The organism is Microbacterium sp. zg-B185 (assembly GCF_030246885.1).
Taxonomy (GTDB): domain Bacteria; phylum Actinomycetota; class Actinomycetes; order Actinomycetales; family Microbacteriaceae; genus Microbacterium.
In genome coordinates this window covers 419,057-441,302 of sequence record NZ_CP126739.1, presented here as the reverse complement: position 1 = coordinate 441,302, position 22,246 = coordinate 419,057, and the positions used below count along the sequence as shown (strand labels likewise).

28 protein-coding genes are annotated in these 22,246 nt (G+C 69.4%); 20 read left to right on the top strand and 8 right to left on the bottom strand.

The window, feature by feature from the left end; translation table 11 throughout:
* Window positions 1-43 precede the first annotated feature (43 nt).
* The 4 genes from QNO12_RS02065 (at window position 44) to QNO12_RS02050 (ending at window position 3,567) form a co-directional block, all read left to right on the top strand.
* The gene (locus tag QNO12_RS02065) at window positions 44-379 is read left to right on the top strand and encodes a hypothetical protein (protein ID WP_257503661.1); all 336 of its coding nucleotides are present in this window, start codon (window positions 44-46) and stop codon (window positions 377-379) included.
* 173 nt (window positions 380-552) lie between these two features.
* On the top strand, window positions 553-885 hold the full coding sequence (locus tag QNO12_RS02060; RefSeq protein WP_257503663.1) for a hypothetical protein: 333 nt from the start codon (window positions 553-555) through the stop codon (window positions 883-885).
* A 61-nt stretch (window positions 886-946) separates the two neighbouring features.
* Window positions 947-1,909: a TIGR03885 family FMN-dependent LLM class oxidoreductase gene (locus QNO12_RS02055; protein ID WP_257503664.1), complete on the top strand. Its 963-nt coding sequence runs from the start codon at window positions 947-949 to the stop codon at window positions 1,907-1,909.
* Entirely contained in the window at window positions 1,906-3,567 is a 1,662-nt protein-coding gene (locus QNO12_RS02050) for an alpha-amylase family protein (RefSeq protein WP_257503665.1), read from the top strand. Before QNO12_RS02055 ends, QNO12_RS02050 begins: the two co-directional genes overlap by 4 nt.
* A gap of 2 nt (window positions 3,568-3,569) precedes the next feature.
* Here QNO12_RS02050 and QNO12_RS02045 read toward each other — a convergent pair whose 3' ends face one another.
* The 3 genes from QNO12_RS02045 to QNO12_RS02035 form a co-directional block, all read right to left on the bottom strand.
* On the bottom strand, window positions 3,570-3,719 hold the full coding sequence (locus tag QNO12_RS02045; protein WP_257503666.1) for a hypothetical protein: 150 nt from the start codon (window positions 3,717-3,719) through the stop codon (window positions 3,570-3,572).
* A 98-nt stretch (window positions 3,720-3,817) separates the two neighbouring features.
* On the bottom strand, window positions 3,818-4,660 hold the full coding sequence (locus tag QNO12_RS02040; protein WP_257503667.1) for an NAD(P)H-hydrate dehydratase: 843 nt from the start codon (window positions 4,658-4,660) through the stop codon (window positions 3,818-3,820).
* Window positions 4,644-5,369, bottom strand: coding sequence for a histidine phosphatase family protein (locus tag QNO12_RS02035; protein ID WP_257503668.1), 726 nt, complete (start codon window positions 5,367-5,369; stop codon window positions 4,644-4,646). The genes QNO12_RS02040 and QNO12_RS02035 overlap by 17 nt, the downstream gene beginning before the upstream one ends.
* A gap of 180 nt (window positions 5,370-5,549) precedes the next feature.
* Between QNO12_RS02035 and QNO12_RS02030 the strand changes: the two genes are divergently transcribed.
* The 4 genes from QNO12_RS02030 to QNO12_RS02015 all read left to right on the top strand — a co-directional run bounded on the left by QNO12_RS02030 (window position 5,550) and on the right by QNO12_RS02015 (window position 8,334).
* Complete coding sequence (locus QNO12_RS02030; protein WP_257503669.1) at window positions 5,550-5,720, top strand: hypothetical protein; 171 nt, start codon at window positions 5,550-5,552, stop codon at window positions 5,718-5,720.
* Window positions 5,717-6,214 (top strand): GNAT family N-acetyltransferase, encoded by a 498-nt coding sequence (locus QNO12_RS02025; RefSeq protein WP_257503670.1) that lies wholly within the window; start codon window positions 5,717-5,719, stop codon window positions 6,212-6,214. Before QNO12_RS02030 ends, QNO12_RS02025 begins: the two co-directional genes overlap by 4 nt.
* A 9-nt stretch (window positions 6,215-6,223) precedes the next feature.
* The gene (locus tag QNO12_RS02020) at window positions 6,224-6,949 is read left to right on the top strand and encodes a DUF72 domain-containing protein (protein WP_257503671.1); all 726 of its coding nucleotides are present in this window, start codon (window positions 6,224-6,226) and stop codon (window positions 6,947-6,949) included.
* Window positions 6,950-7,125: 176 nt separating this feature from the next.
* On the top strand, window positions 7,126-8,334 hold the full coding sequence (locus tag QNO12_RS02015; RefSeq protein WP_257503672.1) for an NAD(P)/FAD-dependent oxidoreductase: 1,209 nt from the start codon (window positions 7,126-7,128) through the stop codon (window positions 8,332-8,334).
* Window positions 8,335-8,401: 67 nt separating this feature from the next.
* Here the strand turns inward: QNO12_RS02015 and QNO12_RS02010 are convergent, their stop codons facing one another.
* Window positions 8,402-8,665 carry a hypothetical protein gene (locus QNO12_RS02010; protein ID WP_257503673.1) on the bottom strand — a complete coding sequence of 88 codons (264 nt, stop codon included), beginning with the start codon at window positions 8,663-8,665 and terminating at the stop codon, window positions 8,402-8,404.
* A 241-nt stretch (window positions 8,666-8,906) separates the two neighbouring features.
* On the opposite strand from QNO12_RS02010, the gene QNO12_RS02005 reads away from it, so the two are divergent.
* The 8 genes from QNO12_RS02005 to QNO12_RS01970 all read left to right on the top strand — a co-directional run bounded on the left by QNO12_RS02005 (window position 8,907) and on the right by QNO12_RS01970 (window position 15,643).
* On the top strand, window positions 8,907-9,416 hold the full coding sequence (locus QNO12_RS02005; protein WP_257503674.1) for an SRPBCC family protein: 510 nt from the start codon (window positions 8,907-8,909) through the stop codon (window positions 9,414-9,416).
* Window positions 9,417-9,442: 26 nt separating this feature from the next.
* Window positions 9,443-10,939, top strand: coding sequence for a phytoene desaturase family protein (locus tag QNO12_RS02000; protein ID WP_257503675.1), 1,497 nt, complete (start codon window positions 9,443-9,445; stop codon window positions 10,937-10,939).
* Complete coding sequence (locus QNO12_RS01995; protein ID WP_257503676.1) at window positions 10,936-11,877, top strand: diacylglycerol/lipid kinase family protein; 942 nt, start codon at window positions 10,936-10,938, stop codon at window positions 11,875-11,877. The genes QNO12_RS02000 and QNO12_RS01995 overlap by 4 nt, the downstream gene beginning before the upstream one ends.
* Window positions 11,878-12,065: 188 nt before the next feature.
* Entirely contained in the window at window positions 12,066-12,224 is a 159-nt protein-coding gene (locus tag QNO12_RS01990) for a hypothetical protein (protein ID WP_257503677.1), read from the top strand.
* Window positions 12,225-12,302: 78 nt separating this feature from the next.
* Window positions 12,303-12,635 carry a TraR/DksA family transcriptional regulator gene (locus QNO12_RS01985; RefSeq protein WP_257503678.1) on the top strand — a complete coding sequence of 111 codons (333 nt, stop codon included), beginning with the start codon at window positions 12,303-12,305 and terminating at the stop codon, window positions 12,633-12,635.
* A gap of 204 nt (window positions 12,636-12,839) precedes the next feature.
* A complete protein-coding gene (locus QNO12_RS01980) occupies window positions 12,840-14,300 on the top strand; it encodes a benzaldehyde dehydrogenase (RefSeq protein WP_257503679.1) in 1,461 nt (486 codons plus the stop codon).
* A gap of 183 nt (window positions 14,301-14,483) precedes the next feature.
* Entirely contained in the window at window positions 14,484-14,624 is a 141-nt protein-coding gene (locus QNO12_RS01975) for a hypothetical protein (protein ID WP_257503680.1), read from the top strand.
* Window positions 14,621-15,643, top strand: coding sequence for an amidohydrolase family protein (locus QNO12_RS01970; protein WP_257503681.1), 1,023 nt, complete (start codon window positions 14,621-14,623; stop codon window positions 15,641-15,643). Before QNO12_RS01975 ends, QNO12_RS01970 begins: the two co-directional genes overlap by 4 nt.
* 28 nt (window positions 15,644-15,671) lie before the next feature.
* Here QNO12_RS01970 and QNO12_RS01965 read toward each other — a convergent pair whose 3' ends face one another.
* Complete coding sequence (locus QNO12_RS01965; RefSeq protein WP_257503682.1) at window positions 15,672-15,854, bottom strand: hypothetical protein; 183 nt, start codon at window positions 15,852-15,854, stop codon at window positions 15,672-15,674.
* Window positions 15,855-16,516: 662 nt separating this feature from the next.
* Window positions 16,517-17,542, bottom strand: a complete 1,026-nt coding sequence (locus QNO12_RS01960) for a zinc-dependent alcohol dehydrogenase family protein (protein WP_257503684.1) — start codon at window positions 17,540-17,542, stop codon at window positions 16,517-16,519.
* Window positions 17,543-17,736: 194 nt separating this feature from the next.
* On the opposite strand from QNO12_RS01960, the gene QNO12_RS01955 reads away from it, so the two are divergent.
* Complete coding sequence (locus tag QNO12_RS01955) at window positions 17,737-18,180, top strand: 6,7-dimethyl-8-ribityllumazine synthase (RefSeq protein WP_257503685.1); 444 nt, start codon at window positions 17,737-17,739, stop codon at window positions 18,178-18,180.
* A 270-nt stretch (window positions 18,181-18,450) separates the two neighbouring features.
* Here the strand turns inward: QNO12_RS01955 and arsB are convergent, their stop codons facing one another.
* Together arsB and QNO12_RS01945 are read right to left on the bottom strand one after the other, a co-directional pair.
* Window positions 18,451-19,554 (bottom strand): ACR3 family arsenite efflux transporter, encoded by a 1,104-nt coding sequence (arsB, locus tag QNO12_RS01950; RefSeq protein WP_257503686.1) that lies wholly within the window; start codon window positions 19,552-19,554, stop codon window positions 18,451-18,453.
* Window positions 19,555-19,652: 98 nt separating this feature from the next.
* Complete coding sequence (locus tag QNO12_RS01945) at window positions 19,653-20,012, bottom strand: ArsR/SmtB family transcription factor (RefSeq protein ID WP_257503687.1); 360 nt, start codon at window positions 20,010-20,012, stop codon at window positions 19,653-19,655.
* 86 nt (window positions 20,013-20,098) lie between these two features.
* Here QNO12_RS01945 and QNO12_RS01940 point away from each other — a divergent pair, with 86 nt between their 5' ends.
* Genes QNO12_RS01940 through QNO12_RS01930 form a run of 3 tightly spaced genes read left to right on the top strand, consistent with a single transcriptional unit; the run spans window position 20,099 to window position 22,204 of the window.
* Window positions 20,099-21,415 (top strand): NAD(P)-binding domain-containing protein, encoded by a 1,317-nt coding sequence (locus QNO12_RS01940; protein WP_285178202.1) that lies wholly within the window; start codon window positions 20,099-20,101, stop codon window positions 21,413-21,415.
* A complete protein-coding gene (locus tag QNO12_RS01935) occupies window positions 21,412-21,933 on the top strand; it encodes a GNAT family N-acetyltransferase (RefSeq protein WP_257503689.1) in 522 nt (173 codons plus the stop codon). Before QNO12_RS01940 ends, QNO12_RS01935 begins: the two co-directional genes overlap by 4 nt.
* On the top strand, window positions 21,926-22,204 hold the full coding sequence (locus QNO12_RS01930; RefSeq protein ID WP_257503690.1) for a hypothetical protein: 279 nt from the start codon (window positions 21,926-21,928) through the stop codon (window positions 22,202-22,204). The genes QNO12_RS01935 and QNO12_RS01930 overlap by 8 nt, the downstream gene beginning before the upstream one ends.
* Window positions 22,205-22,246: the final 42 nt, after the last annotated feature.

The window sequence follows — 22,246 nt, the reverse complement described above, 5'->3', positions numbered from 1 at the left end:
CAACCCCTGACTGTGCGGGGACGCGGTAGCCCATGATGGGTTCATGATGACGCTGCATTACACCGGCAGGTCCGTGCTCATGCCGAACGACGTATGTGATGCGGTGCTCCGCTATGCACGAGCGCTCGCAGACACCCAGTCGTCCGACGTGGTCGCCGTGCCCGTCATCGCCGAGGGCGGCAATCTGGTGGATGCCGAATTCCTGTTGGGGCCGGCGAGCCAGTTGTATGCGGTGCCGGCAGCGGACAGCTCGAACGATCGCGGGAACGCCGCGGCGGTCGCTGAACTCGATCGCCGCATCAGCCTGTTGCACCCTTCGGTCGTCGTCCCCTCCACCGGCCCCCTCGACTCGAGCGCTCACGTCGACCTGGATCGCTGAGAATCGAGCAGTTCCAGCGTTCATCGCGTGGTCCAGCCCTCGCGACGCCATCACCGGTGCGCGCTTTTGTCAACCCCGGCACCGGTCCGCGACCTCCGGCGCACAGTGGAATCGGAGCTGCCGCACGTCGCGGTTAAACGGCAGCGTCCGCAGGCGGAACGGAGACCGAGGCGATGAACGAGGGACGGCACGGTCAGGCGGGAGGCGCGGGCGCGCCGCAGCGCTTCGTGCTCGCCCGCGTGGATGCGCGGCACTGGGTGATCCACGATCGCCGGTCCGGTACGGCCAGCGCCGGCGTGGCGGCCCGCCTCAGCGTCAGCGACGACGACGACGAGGTGCACGTCACCTGGTTTTCCGTGACACCGCTCCCGATCGTCTACGCGACACCGGGCGATGTGCTGACGAGCCTGGAGATGTGGCAATCCCGGCCGCACGGCGGAACCAAGCCCATCCCCATCCCGCATTTCCCGCCCCCCAGGCACAACGACCGGTCCTCCGCCTCTTAGAGGTATTCGCAGCCGGCGGCAAGGCCTTGGCGATGACCCGGGCCTGCCCCAGACTGTCGGGATGGTCTTTGTCGGCTATCACGCCTCGCACGAACAGGTCCCGCCCAGCAGACTCCTTGCGGCGGTCGTCCGCGCCGAGCAGGTGGGCTTCGACGGGGCGATGTGCTCGGATCATCTCGCCCCGTGGGGGATCGCGCAAGGCGAATCCGGGTACGCCTGGAGCTGGCTGGGAGCAGCGCTCGCATCGACCTCGTTCTCCCTCGGCGTCGTCACGGCGCCCGGTCAGCGCTACCACCCGGTTATCAGCGCGCAGGCCATCGCCACCGTCGAGGAGATGTTCCCCGGCAGATTCTGGGCGGCGCTGGGCAGCGGCGAGGCCGTCAATGAACACGTCACCGGCGACCCCTGGCCGTCGAAGGAACGGCGCAACGCGCGACTGGAGGCCTCGGTCGGGGTGATCCGCGAGCTGCTGGCCGGGCGTGAGGTCTCGCACACCAGCGAAATCACGGTGGACCGCGCTCGCGTCTGGAGTCTGCCCGCCGAACCGCCGCCCCTGCTGGGTGCGGCGGTCACCGCCGAGACTGCCGGGTGGCTGGCCCGGTGGGCGGACGGACTGGCGACCGTGGCCCAGCCGCCCGAGAAGCTGACCGACGTGCTGCGGGCCTATGCCGACGCGGGCGGAACCGGTCCCCGCGTGCTGCAGGTGCATGTCTCACTGGAAGACACGGAGGAAGCGGCGCTGCGTGTTGCTCGGGAGCAGTGGCGCCATTCGGCGATCACCGAGTCGCTCTGGGACATCGAGCAGCCCGAGCACTTCGACAAACTGGCCGGCGAGCCCACCGACGACCAACTGCGGAACGGCGCCCTCATCTGCGCCGACCCGATCGAACTGGCAGACCGGGTCGCCAGTCTGGTCGCGCTGGGGTTCGACCGGGTCTTCGTCCACGGCATCAGCAAGGATCAGGATGCCTTCCTGGAGCGAGCGGAACGCGATCTGCTCCCCGCGCTGCGGAGGGCGATGTGAGGATCACCGACACCAGCGACCTGTGGTGGAAGACCGCCGTCATCTACTGCCTCGACGTCGAGACGTACATGGACGCCAACGGCGATGGGATCGGCGATTTCGCGGGACTCGCCCAGCGCATCGACTATCTGGCGGATCTGGGAATCACCTGCCTCTGGCTGATGCCGTTCTACCCGTCGCCGGATCGGGACGACGGATACGACATCAGCGACTTCTACGGCATCGATCCGCGCCTGGGCAACCACGGCGACTTCGTCGAAGTGATCCGCACCGCGCACGACCGCGGCATGCGCGTGATCGTCGATCTGGTCGTGAATCACACCTCAGACAAGCATCCGTGGTTCGTCTCCGCGCGGCGCAGCAGATCCTCGCCGTATCGCGACTTCTACGTGTGGCGCGACGAGCCTCCCACGCACCAGCAGCCCACGGTCTTCCCCGGCGAGGAGTCCAGCGTGTGGGAGCTGGACGAACGCAGCGGGCAGTACTTCCAGCACGTCTTCTACAGGCATCAGCCCGACCTCAACATCGCCAATCCACGAGTCCGCGACGAGATCGCCAAGACGATCGGGTTCTGGCTCGCGCTCGGCGTCAGCGGCTTCCGCATCGACGCCGTCCCGTTCTTGATCGCGCCGCCCCACGGCGTCGACCTGGGCGATCCGCACGAGCTGCTGCGGGACCTGAAGCGATTCCTGCAGCGACGCGCCGGCCATGCGGCCCTGCTCGGCGAGGTAAACCTCCCCTTCGACGAGCAGCTGCAGTTCTTCGGCGGCGAGCGAGGCGGTGAACTGGATCTGCAGTTCGATTTCGTCTCCATGCAGGCGCTATATCTCTCGCTCGCCCGATGCGATCCTGCGCCGCTGATCGCCGCACTCAGCGCGCGCCCGCCGGTGCCCTCGGGTGCCGCCTGGGCGAACTTCGTGCGCAACCACGACGAGCTGACGCTGGACAAGCTGAGCGACGCCGAGCGCGAGGAGGTCTTCGCCGCCTTCGCACCGGACGAGACTCAGCGGGTGTACGGGCGCGGGATCACCCGCCGGCTGCCGCCGATGCTCGGCGGCGATCCACGCCGGATACGCATGGTCTACAGTCTGCTCTTCTCGATGCCGGGGACCCCGGTGCTCTTCTACGGCGAAGAGATCGGTATGGGCGAGAACATCGAGATCCCGGGACGCGGATCGGTGCGCACCCCGATGCAATGGACGGACGGCAAGAACGGAGGGTTCTCCCACGCGGCGCGAGGACGCCTCGTCGCACCGATCCCGGGCGACGGCTATGCCCCGGCACACATCAACGTGCAACAGCAGCGCAACGACGACGGATCACTGCTGCAGTTCATCCGCCACCTGATCAGCCGTTACCGGGTCTCCCCCGAGATCGGGTGGGGGGATCTGGAGATCCTCGACCACGATGGCGAGGGTGTCCTCGCGCACGCGGTGAACTCCCCCGTCGGTCGGATGGTGGCGCTGCACAATTTCACCGAGGTGCCGGTCCGTCTGCGCGTCCGACTGGGGACAGTGCAGGATGGCACTGCCCTCATCGATCTGGGTGGCCCGACCCGGATGGAGGTCGGGCCACGCGGGCAGGTCGAAATCGAGCTCGCGCCGTTCGGGCATCGCTGGCTGCGCGTTTCGCCGCCCGGGGACACCCGGATCGGCTGAGCTCACCAGACCTCGATCGCGCCCCTCTGCCTCATCTCGGCCAGCAGCGCGTCCTCGAACGCGTCCGCATCGTCGCGGAGATCTTCGTCGAGGACGTACACGTCGGCGCGGAGATCGTCGTCGATGTCAACCCGCACCTTCTCGCTGTTCATCGCTCACCCCCTCGTGTCGAACGTGTCCATTCTCCGCCGGGCGACACGGCGACGGAATGGGGCTTGACAACGCGCTCACCATGCGACCGGCAGGCTCCTCAGGCGGTGACCTCGTTCAGCGACGCGGTGAGCGCAGCGGGAAGGTCGCGAGCGAGGAACCCGATGCCGAGGCGCTCGGTGAGCGCATCGCCGGCTCGGGCGTGCACCCAACTGCCCCACACCGCGGCGCGTGACGGGTCGACGCCGCGCGCCGCGAAACCGGTGATCGCGCCCGCCAGCACGTCGCCGCTGCCGGAGGTCCCGAGGCCCGGGCCTCCGGCCGGAACCTGCCAGGTGGCACCGTGGGGGTCGGCGATGACGCCGTAGCAGTTGACGACTGCGTCGAAGCGACGCGCGATCTCCCGGAGGTCGGATTCGCGGTCCTCTCCCAACTCCCGCCCGAGCAGGAGCTCCGCCTCTTCCTGGTTCGGGTTGAGGATCAGATCGCGGGGCAGCCGTTCGCGGGGAACGTCGGCCAAGACTCCGAGGGCATACGCATCCAGGACCAGACACCGGACACCGACGTCGCCGACGGCGAGCAGCGTCGCCTTCGTCTCGTCGCCGTTGTCGAACCCCGGACCCAGCAGCACCGCATCCGCCGCTTCCAGCTCACCGTGGGCCGGCTCCGCGATCGGATCGGAGGCATGCTGCGGGAGGGAGAGGACTGCCGCTTCGGGAATGACCACGCCGAGCTGACCCTCCACGGATGCCGGGACCACGAGCCCCAGACGTCCAGCACCGACCCGCAGTGCCGCCTCGCCGGCGAGCACGACCGCCCCCGGCGAGCGGCGGGAACCGCCCACGACCATCACCCGACCGCGGGTCTTCTTCGAATCCCCCGGGGCGGGCAGCCCCCACTGGCGAAGAAGCTCCGCCGTGACGAGCTCACTCGGGCTGGACATCGGGGCTCCCGGGGTGCTCGGTGACCGCTGCGCCTTCGCGGGTCAGGTGATCCACCGTCGAGAACTCCACCAGCTGCCATCCCGATTCCACGCGGACCAGGTGGGTGACGGAGGCGTTCAAGACGGTGTGCGCCGCCGCGAACTCGAGCAGATCTCTCTCCTCCAGCGGCAGCAGGAGATACAGCAGGAGCATGACGACAGCGTCGTGCGCGACGATCAGAGCGCTCTGGGCAGGGCTCAGGAGCGCGTCGCCGAGAAAGGAGCGCAGCCGGAGCGCCACGTCCGCCCACGATTCCCCGCCCGGCGGCCGGTGATAGAACTTGCCCAGGCGTCGGCGCCGCTCGGCCTCTTCGGGATGCCGCATGGCCACGCCGCGGGTGGTGAGCAGGTCGAGGATGCCCAGTTCACGGTCGCGGAGACGCTCGTCCACCGCGATGACGGCACCGGCCGGACTGCCCGCCAATGCGATGGCGAGGGTCTCGCGCGCGCGGACGTACGGGGACACCCAGAACGCGTCCAGCGCGGAGCGGTGTTCGCCGATCCACGCGCGCAACGCCTCGGCCTGATCCTCGCCGGTGCGGGAGAGCGGAACGTCGGCGTCTCGGATGTCGATCGGGACCACCTCCAGTCCTTCGCGCTCCGCTCGGGACGCGGCGGCGTTCGCGATGCTCTCACCGTGCCGCACCAACCACAGTTCAGTCACTGCCATCGCGTCAGGCTACGTGTCCGGCGCCGGCGCCGACAGAGCTTGACAAGCCCCGCCGTCGTGGGCGTCGCCGGGGCGGGCGCGCCGCACCCCGACCGATAGCGGGCGAGCCGCGCGCGGTCAAGCCCGTCCACCTCCGTCCCACGCGCGCTTACAGTGGCATCCTGAACGGAAGGATTCGACATGTCCAACGTCACGCCCGAACTGCACCTTCCCGACGGCGACCCGGCCGCCCCGACGACCGAGGTGGACGGCGAGAAGGCTCTCGATCCCGACGTCAATGACGACCTCGTCGACAGCGCCGCGGCCGATGCCGTCGCCGCCGGCGGGGACCGTGACGCCCAGCAGAAGTGACCCCGCAATCCCGCGGAGCAGAGACGGCCGAGGACGTCGTGCTGGCTCCGATCGGTCCTGCTGACGCCGGCGAAGTGCTCACGATCCAGCGCGCCGCGTTCGTCTCCGAGGCGCTCATCTACGGCGATCCGGATATGCCGCCCCTGGTGCAGACCCTCGAGGAGCTCGCGGCGGAGTTGCAGGACGCCGACGGCTGGGTCGCTCGCGTCGGCGGCCGCATGGTCGGCGCGATCCGGACGCGTGAGGCGGACGGGGTGCTCCTGATCGGGCGCATCGCGATCGCTCCCGACATGCAGGGGGCGGGCATCGGCCGACGGCTCCTCCAGGCGGCCGAGGAGCATTCCTCGGCCGCCGAAGCCGAGCTGTTCACCGGGAGTCTGAGCGAAGCGAACATCCGCCTCTATGAGAGCTGCGGATACGTGCAGACCGAGCGGGTGGACGAAGGCGACGGCACGGCTCAGGTGTTCATGAGGAAGTCGCTTCGCGCACGCTGAGGGGGTCCCATGGCCAGGGTGGGCACCTCCGGCTGGAGCTATGACCACTGGGAGGGTGTGCTGTACCCGCCCCGCCTTCCGCCCCGCGACCGTCTCTCCCACTACATCCGCGCGTTCGACACGGTCGAGCTGAACGCGAGCTTCTACCGTTGGCCGCCTCAGAAGACCTTCGCCTCGTGGCGCGGACGTCTGCCGCAGGGATTCGAGCTGACCGTGAAGGCGCCGCGCGGCCTGACGCACGCCCGCCGCCTGTTCCAGCCCGAGCAGTGGCTGGAACGGATGAGCACGGGGCTGCATGAGCTCGCCGGACGCCGTGGCCCGCTGCTCGTGCAGCTGCCCCCGACGTTGGAGCGCGACGATGACCGCCTGGACTGGTTCCTGGCGCGCGTGCCCGAATGGATGCGCCCGGCGGTCGAGCTGCGGCATCCGTCCTGGAACGACGAGGCCGTCTTCGCACTGCTCGAGCGCCGCGGCGCGGCGTACTGCGTGATGAGCGGCGCCGGCCTGCCCTGCATCCTGCGCGCGACCGCGCCGCTCGTGTACGTCCGCCTGCACGGTCCGGACACCGCGCACCTGTACGCGGGCTCCTACTCGGGTGACGAGGTGGCATGGTGGGCCGACCGCATCCGGGAGTGGGAGGCCGCCGGTCACACTGTCTACGCATACTTCAACAACGACGGCGGGGGCAACGCCGTGCGCGATGCCCAGGGACTGCGCGCGGCCCTGGCGCGGTGACCTGTCTCCGAGACATCGGAACGGACGCGGGACGAGTGGCGCGACAAGCACGCCACGGCCGATCGGTCAAGCCGTCGTCGTCGCCCTGACCGGGATGCAGGGTGGTGTGAGCACGTGCGGTGACCGTGCGGCAGCGTCTGCTCAGCGGACCGCGGGCACCGAAGAACGGAAGACACATGCACAGCGCGCCTCGGCACCATCAGGTCGTCGTGATCGGCGGCGGCAACGCCGGGCTGTCGGTGGCCGGTCGGCTCCGGCGGATGGGGGTGGACGATGTCGTCGTGGTGGAACCGCGAGCGCACCACCGCTACCAGCCGCTCTTCTCCCACATCGCCGGAGGAACGGCACCGGCCGCTATGGCGCTGCGCGACCAGGCCGATGTCATGCCGAAGGGAGTCGGCTGGATCCGGGATGCTGTGACCGCCGTCGACGCGGAATCCAGCAGCCTGCTCCTCGCCTCCGGCACCCGCCTCGGGTATGACCACGTCATCGTGTGCCCGGGCATCCAGCGGGACTGGGATGCGATTCCCGGTCTGGCCGCCGCGATGGCATCCAGGTCCGGCGCCTCCAACTACGAGTTCGAGCTGGCCGCAAAGGCCTCGCCGCTGCTGCGGGACCTGCGCCGCGGCACGGTCGTCTTCAGCCAGCCCCCCGGCCCGGCGTCCTGCGCGGGCGCCGCACAGAAGCCGATGTACCTGGCCTGCGACTACTGGCGCAGGACCGGCGTCCTGGGGAACATCCGGGTGATCCTGCTGGTGCCCGACGAGAGCGTCTTCGGCATCCCCGAGATCGACGCCGAGCTGGACCGCAAGATCACCGAATACGGCATCGAACTGCGCACCCGCACGCAGCTGCTCGACGTGGATGCCGAGGAGCGCACCGCGCTCGTCGGCCGTCCGGACGGAACGGGTCGCGAGAAGCTGTCCTACGACGTGCTGATGGTGGAGCCTCCCCAGTCCGCCCCGGACTGGCTGAAGCGCAGCACCCTTCCCTCCGCCGACGAGACCCGAGGGTTCGTGGAGGTCGACCCGCGGACGCTGAGACACAAACGGTACGAGAACGTGTGGTCGTTGGGCGACGCGGCGGCGACCACCAACTCCAAGTCGGGGGGCGCGCTGCGCAAGCAGACCCTCACGCTGGCCAAGAACCTGGCGGCGGCCTTGAAAGGCAAGCCTGCCGTCGCTGCGTACGAGGGCTACTCGGTGTGCCCCTTCACCGTGTCGCGATCCACCGTCGTGTTCGCCGAGTTCGACGATCGCGGCGAACTGAAGCCGACGATCCCCTTCTGGAAAGGACTCGCGCGAGAGCGACGGCTGACGTGGGTACTGGATCGCCACATCCTGCCCTGGGTGTACTGGCACATGATCCTCAAGGGCCGCGCCTGAATCGGCCGGTCAGAGGCCGCGGCGGCTTCAGCGCAGGTGCGCCGACGCGGCGCGCCGCCTCTGGGCCTCAGTCGGAGGATCCGGGTCGCACGACGGCGTCGGGGACAATGTCGATGCGCGTGACGCCCTCCCGCTTGCTCACGTCGATCCTCGGAGCCGCATCCTCCTCGGTCGATCCGGCGGCGCGCAGGAGTTGATCGCGGCGCTTCTCTTCGTCGGTCATCTCCTCGACCCCGCCCGCCGCGGCATCCATCGCTGTGCTCCCGGCATCCTCGATGCGCGGCGATGCGGCCGTCTGCCCGCTCTGGCCCTGGTGGTCCGCTGACTTCATCGAATCCTGCCCTTCTCTGCGCACGGTCGGCGCGTCGGCGTTTGCCCTGCCTCTATTCACTCGCATCGGGCTGCGGGCGGGAAGGCCTTGACAAGAGAACAGGCTCCCCGTCCCGGAGTGGGCGATCTGATCTGCGCGCGGTGCGACATGTCCCGTAGCGGTTCCGGCCGATCTTGACCAGCCCAGGACGGAAAGTCCGCCGAACCCGGATAGTGGATGTCATTGACGGAAGGATTCAGCGATGTCTCGCAACGTGAGATTGCTGCAGTGTGCGCCTGAGGATGTCTTCGAGGTTCTCGGCGACGGCTGGCTCTTCCCCTCCTGGGTCGTCGGAGCGTCCCGGATGCGCGAGGTCGACCCGTCCTGGCCGCGCGCCGGATCCCGCCTGCACCATTCCTTCGGGGTCTGGCCGGTGCTGATCAACGACGCGACGCTCGTCGAGGAATACCGCCCGCCGCACCGGATGGTGATGCGTGCGCGCGGCTGGCCGATCGGTGAGGCGCGCGTGACGCTGGATGTCAAGCCGCGGGGGGATTCCACCGTTGTCCGCATCCAGGAGGAAGCGGTGGCCGGACCCGGACGCTTCGTACCCGCTCCGCTGCTGGATCTCGGGCTGCACTGGCGCAATGCGGAGACGCTCCATCGCCTGGCCTACCTCGCCGAGGGCAGGGCCGAAGGCAGGGCCGAAGCGCCGTCCCGGGCGACGACGGCCGAACGTGAGCGGGGAAGCGACGAGGCCTCGGCCAGGTGAACGGTCGGCGGTCGCACCCTCGTGCCGTGGCGCTGGACGCCGTCGTCGTCGGCGCCGGCCCCAACGGGCTGGCCGCGGCCGTCACCCTCGCCCGCGCGGGCCTGCAGGTGCGCGTGTACGAGCGCGATGAGCGTGCCGGCGGCGGGGCGGCCAGCCGTGAGCTCACGCTGCCCGGTTACCTCTCCGACGTCTGTTCCGCGGTGCATCCCCTCGCCTTCGAATCCCGCTTCTTCCGCGAGTTCGGCCTGCAGAACCGAGTGCGATTCGCAACGCCCGACATCTCGTTCGGGCACCCACTCGACGGAGGTCGCGCCGGGATCGCCTACCGGGACCTGGAGCGCACCAGCGCCGGACTGGGCGTCGACGGCCCCGCCTACGCACGCCTCATGGGACCCCTGGTGCAGCGCACCGCGCAGCTCGCCGAGTTCACCGGCTCCTCCCTGCTGCGCGTGCCCGCCGACCCGCGCGCCGCGATCGCGTTCGGCATTCGATCGCTGGAGCAGGGCGGGCCGGCATGGAACGCCCGCTTCCGCACCGACCTCGCACCCGCTCTGCTGACCGGCGTCGCGGCGCACACCATCCTGCCGCAGCCGAGCGTCGCCGCCGCCGGCGCCGGGCTGGTGCTGGGTGCATACGCGCATTCGCGCGGTTGGCCGATACCGATCGGCGGAAGCCAGGCGATCATCGACGCCATGGTCGACGATCTGCGCGCTCATGGCGGTGAACTGGTCACGGGAGTGGAGGTCACGTCACTCGCCGAACTGCCCAGCGCCCGGGTCACCGTGCTGGATGTCACCCCCCGTGCGTTCCTGCGCATGGCCGCCTCCCGGATGCCGGCGCCGTACCGCCGCGCTCTGCAGCGCTTCCGGTACGGAGGCGGCGTCGCGAAGGTCGACTTCGCGCTCAGCGACCCGGTGCCCTGGGCGAACGGCGACCTGCGGCGCGCGGGCACGGTGCACGTGGGCGGCACAAGGGCAGAGATCGCGGATGCCGAGAACCACGTCAACCGAGGACGCCTGCCCGATCGGCCCTACGTGCTGGCCGCCCAGCAGTCCCTGTTCGATGCCTCGCGCGCCCCCGCCGGCCGGCACACGCTGTGGGCGTACACGCATGTTCCGGCCGGCAGCCCGCAAGATCGGCAGGAGGCGGTCATCCGGCAGATCGAGCGCTTCGCACCGGGGTTCCGCGACACCATCCTGGCGACCAGTTCGCGTACCGCCGTCCAGCTGCAGCAGCACAATCCGAATTACATCGGCGGGGACATCTCCGCCGGTGCGCCCTCGCTCGTGCAGCTCCTGCGCCGCCCGGTGCTGCGCCCCGACCCGTGGCGCACGCCGGTTCCCGGGGTCTATCTCGCCTCGGCATCCGTCGCCCCCGGTCCGGGTGTGCACGGACTGGGCGGATGGCACGCCGCATTGAGCGCGCTGCGGCATGACTTCGGCACGCGCGCACTGCCCGATCTGTCTCCGCGCGACGGTCAGTCCATCGACCCCCCACCCTCGATCCGAGAAGAGCCATCGTGAGTCCGAAGACCGCCGTCATCTGGAACCCGACCAAGACCGAGCGAGAGACGTTGGAGGCCGGGCTCGCCCAGACCGGCCATGAAGCGGCGACCGGTGAGATCGGGTGGTGGGAGACCACGGAGGAGGACCCCGGGCAGGGAGCGGCCGGTGAGGCGCTGGCGGCGGGTGCGGAGCTGGTCATCGTCGCCGGCGGAGACGGCACGGTCCGTGCCGTGGCCCAACACCTCGCGGAGGTCTCCGCAGACGTCGACCTGGCGATCGTGCCGTTGGGCACCGGAAACCTGCTCGCCAGGAACTTCAGCGTGCCGATCAACGATGTCACCGCAGCCCTCGCGCAGGCGTTCAGCGGTGATCCCAGGCCGCTGGACGTCGGCTGGGTCGACATCGACCTGGTCGGCGGCTCGGAGCGACACGCGTTCGTGGTCATGGTGGGGTTCGGCATCGACGCGCACATGCTGGCGGAGACGAACGATGATCTCAAGGACAAGGCCGGGTGGCTGGCATATGCGGAGTCGCTGGGCCGCGCCCTGGCCGCGAGCGAGATCGTTCCTTTCCACATCACGACAGACGAGCAGCCCGGGCGGGACGAAGACGGGCACACTCTGCTCATCGCCAACTGCGGGATGATCCAGGGTGGGCTGACGCTTCTTCCGGACGCCGATCCGGCGGACGGCGAACTCAACTACCTTGTGCTCAGCGCGGAAGGTTTCGCGCAGTGGGCCGGCACCCTCAAGACGATGATCTGGGACAACGCATTGAAGCGGCTGATCTCCCAGGACGATGAGCTGACGAACACCGATACGGTTCATCACGGCCGGGCGAGGAAGATCGTCGTGACACTTCCCGAGCCCCGGGCATTCGAGATCGACGGCGAAGAGATCGGGGAGACCCGGTCCTTCACCGTGTCGCTCCAGCCCGCGGCGATCCGTCTGCGCTGACGCCCGCCGACCGCGGCGGCGGCTACGCGACGAGGCTCAGCGACGAGGCTCAGCGACGCCGCGTGGAACTCCTCCAGGTCGGTGACCGGACCGTTCGAGGAGCTCGCCCCCTTGGCGAGGACCTGCAACACCGGAAAAAGCCCGTGACTTGCCTTTTTCCCCGTCCCGGCTATGGTGAGGCTATGTCCATGGCTGTCCTTTCGCGCACCCCGGAGCGTCCCGCCGACGCCACCGTCGTCGTGCGTGCCATGGATATCGCCGGAGCCCGGCACGAGGTCCTTCCGCCCCGGATGGTCCTGAACGGAAGCACATTGCCCCTCCGTTCGCCGTTGCGCGCTCCACCGTGATCCGTGTCCTTAATACGGGCCGTCCGGCTACCCAGCGCGTCGCATCTGCGGCGCTCTTTTTTTACCTGAGGAGTGGTCATGCTGACCGATAACCCATCCCTGTCCGTCCCGGCTCCCGACATCGACGCGGCGGCCATCCGCCGGTCCTTGGAACAGCAGCTCAAGGAGCGCGAAGAGCTGATCAGCGACCTGGCACCCCGAGCCGCCCCGAACATCGACCCCGTCGCGTGGGCGACCACGGCAGCGACCCGCAAGGTCGTGGACCGCATCCTGGCGGCCCTGGAGCGGCTGGACGGCGGCACCTACGGACGCTGCGTGCGCTGCGGGGACACCATCGTGGCCGGCCGTCTCGAAGTGCTTCCGTACGGAGAGACGTGCGTGTCCTGTCAGAACGACGTGGACAAGTCCTGAGCTGAGCCCACGGCGAGCGTGCGGTCGCCACGGCGGACTCCTGACGGAATCGGAAGAGATTCAGGGTGGTGCCGTTCCGCAAAGAGCACCACCCTGGAAGCGAAGGAAGCGGGATGCCGACCGGCACACCTCGACGCGGGCGACCCCGACCGTCGCGTGGCCGGCTCCGCGGCATCCTCCACCCTCGATGAAGAACGGAGCATCATGACGATCGACACCACCACCCCCCTCTGGCACCACACGCTGTTCTCGGATGGCTGGCGCGCCGGCGCTGCCGAGCCGATCACGGTCACGGCCCCGGGCACCGGCACCCCCCTGGCGACGATCGCCCAGGCGGACCCGACCGACCTCGACCGCGCGGTCGAGTCAGCCACGGCCGCGCAGAAGCGCTGGTCGAAGCTCTCCTACGCCGTGCGCGCTGCAGTGATGCTCAAAGCGGCGCAGCTGCTGGAGTCCGACCCGGCCCGCCTGGCGGACGTCCTGGTCCCCGAGAGCGGTTCCGGTCACGGCAAGGCGGCCTTCGAGGTGGGACTGGTGGTGTCCGAGTTGCAGGAGGCTGCGGCGCTGGCATCCCACCCCTATGGCGAGCTGCTGCGCAGCGTGAAAGAGCGCACGTCCATCGCGCGGCGGGTCCCGCTCGGCGTTGTGGGGGTCATCTCGCCGTTCAACTTCCCGGCCATCCTGTCGATGCGCTCGGTCGCTCCGGCGTTGGCTCTCGGCAACGCCGTGATCCTCAAGCCGGACCCGCGCACCTCCATCTCCGGCGGCCTCGCGCTGGCCGCGCTGTTCGAGGAGGCCGGACTGCCCGGAGGCGTGCTGCACGTGCTGCCCGGCGGAGGCGAACTCGGTGCCGCGCTGGTCACGCACCCTGGGGTGCCCTGCATCTCGTTCACCGGCTCGACGCAGGCGGGCCGCAAGGTCGGTGCCGCCGCGGCTCCGCTGCTCAAGCGCGTGCACCTTGAACTGGGCGGCAACAACGCGATGCTCGTGCTGCCCGACGCCGACGTCCAGGCCGCCGCGTCCGTCGGTGCGTGGGGATCGTTCCTGCACCAGGGACAGATCTGCATGACCACCGGTCGTCACCTGGTGCACCGTTCGATCGCCGCGGAGTACATCGCCGCCCTCTCCGAGAAGGCGAAGGGGATCCCGGTGGGCGACCCGGCCGAGGGCCTGCCGCTGGGGCCGATCATCGACGAAGGGCAGCGTGATCGAGTGCACGGCTATGTGCTGAACGCGGTCGAGAACGGCGCCACGCTCGCCGCCGGCGGTGAGTATGACGGGCTGTACTACCGCCCTACGGTGCTCACGGACGTCGCCGTGGAGAACCCCGCTTGGACCGAGGAGATCTTCGGCCCGGTGGCGCCGGTGCAGGTATACGACGACATCGACGAGGCGATCGAGATCATCAATGCCACCGAGTACGGCCTGTCGGTGTCGATCATCACGTCGAATCCCTACGCCGCCTACGAACTGTGCGACCGGATCGAGTCCGGCGCCGTTCACATCAACGACGCCACTGTGGACGACGAAGCCGTCATCCCGTTCGGTGGGACCAAGGCCTCCGGTGTCGGCGGTCGCTTCGGCGGTCCGCAGGCCAACCTCGATACCTTCACCGAGACGCAGTGGATCACGATGCAGAGCCGAGTGGAGCGCTATCCGTTCTGATCGTGCGGCGAGTGCGCGGCGCCGCGAACGCACGACCCGGGAATCATGGTTAGCTGGCGGCAGCCCATGTCGCTGATGACACCTCGCCGAAGTTCGTGGCGGCGACAGCTGCATGGCCTGTTCCGCCCACAGCTGCCCGCCCACGATCGGCGGGGGCCCGCCCAAGGACAAGAGGTTTCTCACGTGCTGACCGAACTGCTGACCCCACACCGCCACCTCGCCGAGCAACTTCAGCCCGGTCCACGGCGGCTCGGCGGACGTCGTGACGCCGACACCCGCGGCCTGGTCTTCGGCGACGCCCTGACGACGGCGCAGCCGGCATGACCGCCGCTGACACGGGCGTCATCGACGTCCACGCCCACGTGCTGCTGCCTTCCCTGCACGCCGAGGTGGAGCGGCGCGCACCCGAACTCGTCGCGGAGGCGGCCGCCCTCGATCTGCGCCGCAACGGTGCCGCCAGCCAGGCGGTGTCGGGTCCCATGATCGGCGTGCGCATCCCGAAGCTCACCGATGTCGGCGTGCGGCTGGCCGACATGGACGCGCAGGGCGTCGAGCGACAGTGGGTCAGCGCCTCCCCGAACCATTTCTACCCGTGGGCACCGGAGGGACTGGCGGTCTGGGCCGCCGGCGAAGCGAACCGCCTGATCGCCGAGTACGTGGCCCAGGCCCCGGACCGGCTCACCGGCCTGGGCCTGGTTCCCATGCAGCATCCCGGCCGCATGGTCGAGTACCTCGATGACGCGGTGCTCGGTCACGGGCTCGCCGGAGTCGAGATCTCGTCCTTCGCCGGCGATGTCGAGCTGTCGGACGAGCGGCTCGAGCCCTTCTGGGCACGCGCAGCCGAACTCGGCGCCGTGATCTTCCTCCACCCGTTCGGGTGCAGCCTGGACGAGCGGCTGGACCGGTTCTACCTCGCCAACACCGTCGGCCAACCGGTCGAGAACGCGGTGGCTCTGTCACACCTGATCTTCGCCGGGGTGCTGGATCGGCATCCCGGGTTGAAGGTCGTGGCTGCGCACGGCGGGGGATACCTCCCCACCGTCATCGGGCGCTCCGATCACGCCTGGCACGTGCGCCCGGATGCGCGCGGCTGCGCGCATCCGCCGTCGACCTACCTTCGCAAGCTCTGGTTCGACACCGTCGTGCACGACACGCGAACGCTGCGGGCTCTGGTCGAGGTGGCCGGCGAGGATCGCGTCGTCCTGGGCAGCGACTACCCCTTCGACATGGGGCTCGATGATCCCGTCGCGAAGATCCGGGAAGCAGAACTGCCCGAGCACGCCACTCGGCGGATCCTCGGCGGCAACGCCGCGGCTCTGATCGAGAGGCAGAAGAACGCCTGAGGATCGCTCCTGGCCTTCGTTTGCGAGCTCACCGCGGTCCGTGCTCGATCATCGTGCGGATCCCAGGTGAGAGGATCACGACGCGGTCCTCTGCTCCCGCCGCCACCGCCGCGGCGGCGATGTCCGCCGGCCCTTCGGTGAAGTGCGCCCATCCCTCCGCATCGACGGGAACGACGACTGCGGAGGGCAGCGCGCCCGTCAGCTCAACCACCTGACTGCTCGTCAGCGATACGTACGCGTCGATCCGGCGAAGACGACCGCGACCCGGATCGGTCCGAGATGGTGCTCGATGTCGTGGACGACGCGAGTGGAGGCGTTGTCCCCGTCATCGCCGTCACAGTCGCGCCCGGCAGACGCTCGGCGGCAGTCGGCGTGGACAAGACCAGGGGAACGCTCGCCAGCAGCCGCCGACCGCGCGCATCGAGGTTGTCCGGGTGCTGATCCGCGAGAGCAGGACGGCGTCGATGCGACCGATCCTCTCGGCGGGCACAGCCGGTCCGCGCAGCTTGGTGAGAAGGGATCCGCCGGATCCCTGCGGACCGCGCGGGCTGAAGGTGGGATCGGTCAGCAATCGCAGCCCACCGACCTCGAGCACCACGGTCGGCCCGCCGATCAGAGTAAGCCACGCGGACCTGGCCACTGCGGGCTCACCACCGGTTTCGGCGGAGTGACCGCGGGTCGGTGAGGGAAAAGTCTCCGAACAGCATCCTCGATCCAGGCTGTTCCATGACTGGCTCCGTCCGTGACCCGTCGCGCGCCGTCCAGGCGCTGCCGGGAGTCTCGCCCCTCCGAGCGATCGCCGGCATCCGTGGAAACGCCCATTTCCCTGCGGGACCACCGCCGGGCTGCGGGGGATCACTCATCCGCCCCCGGTCAGAAGGTGAGCAGCACCTTGATGGCGGTGCGCTCGTCCATCGCCCGGTAGCCAGCGGCGGCGTCTTCGATCGGCAGAACGAGGTCGAACACCATGCCGGGGTCGATGGTGCCATCCCAGATGAGGCCGATCAGCTCGGGCAGGTACTGGCGCACCGGGGCGGGTCCGCCGTGCAGGTGCACGCTCCGGAAGAACAGCGTGTGTCCGTCGAGCTCCACGCCCTGGGAGACGCCGACGTAGCCGACGTAGCCGCCGGGGCGAGTCGAATCGATGGCCTGCCACATGGATTGCTGCGTGCCGACCGCCTCGACCGTGCCGTGGGCGCCGTATCCCCCGGTGAGCGCCTTCGCCTTCGCTGCGCCCTCCTCGCCCCGATCTTCGATGATGTCGGTCGCCCCGAAATCGCGGGCGAGGGCCTGCCGCGCGGGGTTCCTGCTGAAGACGATGATCCGCTCTGCGCCGAGCTGCTTCGCTGCCAGGACGGCCGACAGGCCGACGGCGCCGTCACCGACGACTGCGATGGTCTTGCCAGGTCCGGCCCCAGCGGAGACCGCGCCGTACCAGCCGGTGCCCAGCACGTCCGACGCTGCCAGCAGCGCGGGGATCAGATCGGGATCGGGTCGCCCGGGGACCGCGACGAGGGTGCCGTCGGCCCACGGCACGCGAGTCAGCTCCGCCTGCGTTCCGAGCCCGCCCATCATCACGCTGTGGATGCACCGCGACTGGTACCCGGCCCGGCAGATCTCGCAGGTGTTGTCGGAGGCCACGAAGGACCCGACGACGAAATCGCCGACCTGCACGGTGCGCACGTCCGGCCCGATCTGCTCGACGACGCCGGCATACTCGTGCCCCATCGCCTGCGGGGTGCGGCGCAGCGGCTCGACCCCGCGGTACGGCCAGAGGTCGGACCCGCAGATGCACGACGCGGCCAGGCGCACAACGGCATCCGTGGGCTCCAGAATCTGCGGCGCTTCGCGCTGCTCCACCCGCACGTCGCCGGGCCCGTACATCATCACTCCACGCACAACGCGCTCCTTCCGGTGAGCCCGACGAGTGCATCCAGCTCCGCGCCAGGGCACTGCGCCGGCCGGTGGGTGAGACCGACGGGGTGCCCTGGACGACGGTGATGACGTTGTCACGCGGCGGTATGGCAGTCAAGTCCTTCCGCGTAGCGGTGCCCCGCGCGGTGGGGAACCGCCCGTCCAGTAGCGTGGGCTGAGTGCAGCAGAACTCCGTCGCCCTTATCCGTGCACGCTGGCACCAGGATGTCGTCGACCAGGCCGTCGACGGGTTCATCCGCGAGTTCGCGGCTCTCCGCCCCGACTTCGCGGTCGAGTCGTTCGACGTTCCGGGCGCCCTGGAAATGCCCTTGCTCGCGCGGCGCTTGGCCCGCACCGGGCGCTACGCGGCGGTCGTCGCGGCCGCCTTCGTCGTCGACGGCGGCATCTATCGCCACGAATTCGTCGCCCAGGCCGTGATCGACGGGCTCATGCGCGCCCAATTCGAGACCGACGTCCCCGTGCTCTCGATCAGCCTCACCCCGCATCAGTACCAGCCGACGGCCGAGCACGACGCGTTCTTCAGCGCGCACTTCGCCGCCAAGGGTGCCGAGGCCGCCCGGGCCGCCGACATGATCGTCCGACGCTGGGCCGAGACCGCCTGACCGGCGGACGAACCGGACCGCAGCGACGGCTCACCAGGACGTGGCGACGTGCGCGTGGGCTCGCAGAAACGCCTCGGTCGTGCCCGCAGGCGCGCGTCCGATCCCGCACTCCGTTCCGATCCCGAATCCCGCTGGGAGGCGCGGCCCCTCCGCGCTCTACAGCGACAACGTCCGCATCGCCCCCACCCCTTCGAGACGTCGCTACCTGGCTCCGCCCGAAATCATCCACGTCCGCACGACGCCTCGATCGACAGCGGACGGATCACGCGGTCAGACCTTCGTGGGGATGCGGCGCTGCTGATCGTCGGAGCCGACGGCCGCGAGGGACGCCGGGAAGAACCGTGGGCGCACCCAGAGAGCGACGTAGACCAGTCCGACGAGGACGGGCACCTCGATGAGCGGGCCGACGATGCCGGCGAGCGCCTGACCGCTGGTTGCACCGTAGGTCCCGATGGCGACGGCTATGGCGAGCTCGAAGTTGTTCCCGGCGGCGGTGAAGGACAGCGTGGCCGTTCGCGCGTAGGTCAGCCCGATGAGCTTGCCGGTGGACAGTCCGATCAGGAACATGACGACGAAATACGCCAGGAGCGGCAGCGCGATCCGGCCGACGTCCACGGGATGCGCGATGACCTGCCGACCCTGCAGGGCGAAGAGCATGACGATCGTGAACAGCAGTCCGCCCAGGGCAAGGGGGCCGATCCTGGGCAGGAAGACGGCCTCATACCAGTCGCGCCCACGACGACGTTCGCCGATCCGGCGCGAGAGATATCCGGCGAGAAGGGGGATACCCAGGAACACCAAGACGCTCACGGTGATGGCCCACATCGAGAAGTCCGCAGTGGTCGTGGACAGCCCGAGCCACCCGGGCAGCACCTGGAGGTAGAACCATCCCAGCGCAGCGAAGGCGACGACCTGGAAGACGGAATTCAGCGCCACGAGGAATGCCGCCGCTTCCCGATCGCCGCACGCGAGGTCGTTCCAGATCAGCACCATCGCGATGCAGCGCGCCAGGCCGACGATGATCAGCCCGGTGCGATACTCCGGCAGGTCCGGCAGCAGCAGCCAGGCGAGAGCGAACATCAGCGCAGGTCCGACCAGCCAGTTCAGCACGAGCGAAGAGACCAGGAGGCGCTTGTCGGACGAGACGACCGCCGCGTCGGTGTAGCGCACCTTCGCGAGCACCGGATACATCATCACCAGCAATCCGACGGCGATCGGAACGCTGATCGTCCCGACCGAAGCAGCGTGCAGCAGGGCACCGAACCCGGGCGCGATGACCGCGAGGACGAGCCCCACCGCCATGGCGAGGAGGATCCAGACGGGCAGGAACCGGTCCAGCAGGCCCAATCGTGCGCGGTCGGCAGCAGTGTTCACAGGGCTCCTCGAGACGGATGCGCGAACGGAAGGATCGCGAAGACGGGCTGGGCGGCGCTTCGATTCTGCCGTCGCGTGGAAGGGCGGGAGGCGATGGGTCAGGCCGTGGCGAGGAGACTCGACACCCGATCCAGCGCGCCGGGCACGAGCGCGAAGTACGCCCAGGTCCCGCGCTTGCTGCGTGTCAGGAACCCCGCACTGGTGAGCACCTTCAGGTGATGCGAGACCGTGGGCTGGCTCAGGCCCACCGGTTCGGTCAGGTCGCAGACACAGGCCTCCGCGTTCTGCGACGCGGCCACGATCGACAGAAGCCGCAGACGGGCCGGATCGGCCAGGGCTTTCAGAGTCGTCGCGAGACGCTCCGCTTCGTCGGCGGTGAGCGGTTCCCGGACGAGGGGCGCGCAGCAGGCCTCAGTGTCGCGGCCACTCACGTTCGTCATCTCGAGCATCGTCGGCATATATCGAGCGTAGTCGATATTGACAGATGTCGATAGATGCGCTCAGACTGGGTATCGAAGTTCATCGATATCTCATGGAGGATGCTGTGACCCTGCTCGATCTGACGCCACGCGTATCGGCATCCGACCGTCTTTCCACGCTGCCCGTGGCGGTCATCGGCGCGGGGCCGGTCGGTCTGGCGGCCGCGGCGAACCTCGTCGAGCGCGGCATCGACTTCGTGGTGTTCGAGGCCGGAGACGAGGTCGCGGCCAGCGTGCGGGCATGGGGTCACACTCGGCTGTTCTCGCCGTGGAAGCACCTCGTGGACCCGGCGTCGCGCCGACTCCTCGCGGACCGCGGCTGGGAGCTGCCGGATCCGGATCGAGCACCGACGGGCACAGAGCTCGTCGAGAAGTACGTCGCACCGCTCGCCGAACTCGACGAGATCGCACCACGGGTTCGGCGGGGTGTCGAGGTCATCGGTGTCTCGCGGGAGGGCATGGACCGCACCCGGACCCGCGCTCGCGCCGCGGCTCCCTTCGTGGTGCGCACCCGCACCGCCGGCGGCGAGGTGCAGGACTTCGCCGCCCGCGCGGTCATCGATGCCTCGGGCACCTACCTCTCCCCCAACCCGCTGTCCTCGAGCGGGCTGGATCTGCTCGGGATGGCGGACATCGGCGACGCGGTGACCGCCGCGCTGCCCGACGTGCTCGGCCGTGATCGCGCGCAGTTCGCCGGCCGCCACACGACCGTCGTGGGCGCAGGCCACTCCGCCGCCAACACGCTGCTCGGGCTCGTCGAACTTGCCCGACAGGAGCCCGGCGCCGAGGTCACCTGGCTGATCCGCAACGGGCAGGCGGTGCGGGTCTCGTCCTCTGTGGACGATGAACTCGCCGATCGTGCGCAGCTGGGCAACCGGGTGGACCAGGCCGTCGCGGACGGGCTGATCACGGTCCTGGACGGGGTGGAGATCATCCGAGGACGGCGAGCCGGAACCGCCGTGGAACTCGTGGCGCACCGCCGCGGCGAGGTCGTGACGCACACCACCGACCTGGTCGTCAACGCCACCGGATTCCGCCCGAACCTGGAGATCCTCCGCGAGATCCGCCTCGAGCTGGACGAGATCGTGGAGGCGCCCAAGCGGCTGGCCCCGCTGATCGACCCCAATGTCCACTCGTGCGGGACCGTCGAACCGCACGGCTTCCGAGAATTGACCCACCCCGAGCAGGGGTTCTTCATCGTCGGCATGAAATCGTACGGCCGCGCCCCGACCTTCCTGCTGGCCACCGGGTACGAGCAGGTCCGCTCCGTGACGGCATGGCTGGCGGGAGACGCCGCGGCGGCGGCGCAGGTGGAGCTGGTCCTCCCGGCGACCGGGGTCTGCTCGACCGACGTCGGCGACGGCGGTGGATGCTGTTCATGACGCAGGTGCGTGAGATGACACCGGCGGATTGGCCGGCGGTCGAGCGGATCTACGCCCAGGGGATCGAGGACGGAGAGGCGACCTTCGAGGTCGCCACCCCGGACTGGCCGGCTTTCGACACCGGAAAGCTGCCCGCTCTGCGCTTGGTGGCCGTCGACACTGCCGGCACGATCCTGGGCTGGATAGCAGGGTCCGCGGTGTCGGCTCGTCCGGCGTACAGCGGTGTCGTTGAGCACTCGGTGTACATCGATCGCAACGCCCGAGGACGAGGGATCGGGCGCCTCCTGCTGGACGCGTTCATCGGCGCTGCCGAGGCAGCCGGCATCTGGACGATCCAGTCGAGCATCTTCCCGGAGAATGCCGCCAGCCTCACGCTCCACGAGGCAGCGGGGTTCCGGGTCGTCGGGCGACGCGAGCGCATCGCCCGGTCCGGAGCCGGCCCGCACGCCGGCCACTGGCGCGACACACTCCTGATCGAGCGGCGCAGCTCGCTGGTGCATGGCGAGCACGATGGATGACGCGACGATCCGCCGATATCTCGGCGATTCCCGCACAACCGTCCTGGACATCATCGACACGGAGCGCGTGCGGGACGCGGACGAGGTCGCGCGCGTGTGGTCCGCCCGCCGCGCGGACCTCTCCCCGGCGCACGCCCGGCGGCTGCCCCGGATGGCGGCACAGCTGCTGTGGCAGCTGCGGAATCTAGGGTGGATCGAGCAGCGCCAGCAGGTGTGGGTCATGACCGATCTTGGGCGATACGCCTGTCGACTCGATCACACGCCGACCTAGCCCACCCAGAACCTTCCCCTGCCGGTCTTCATGAGCGATGGA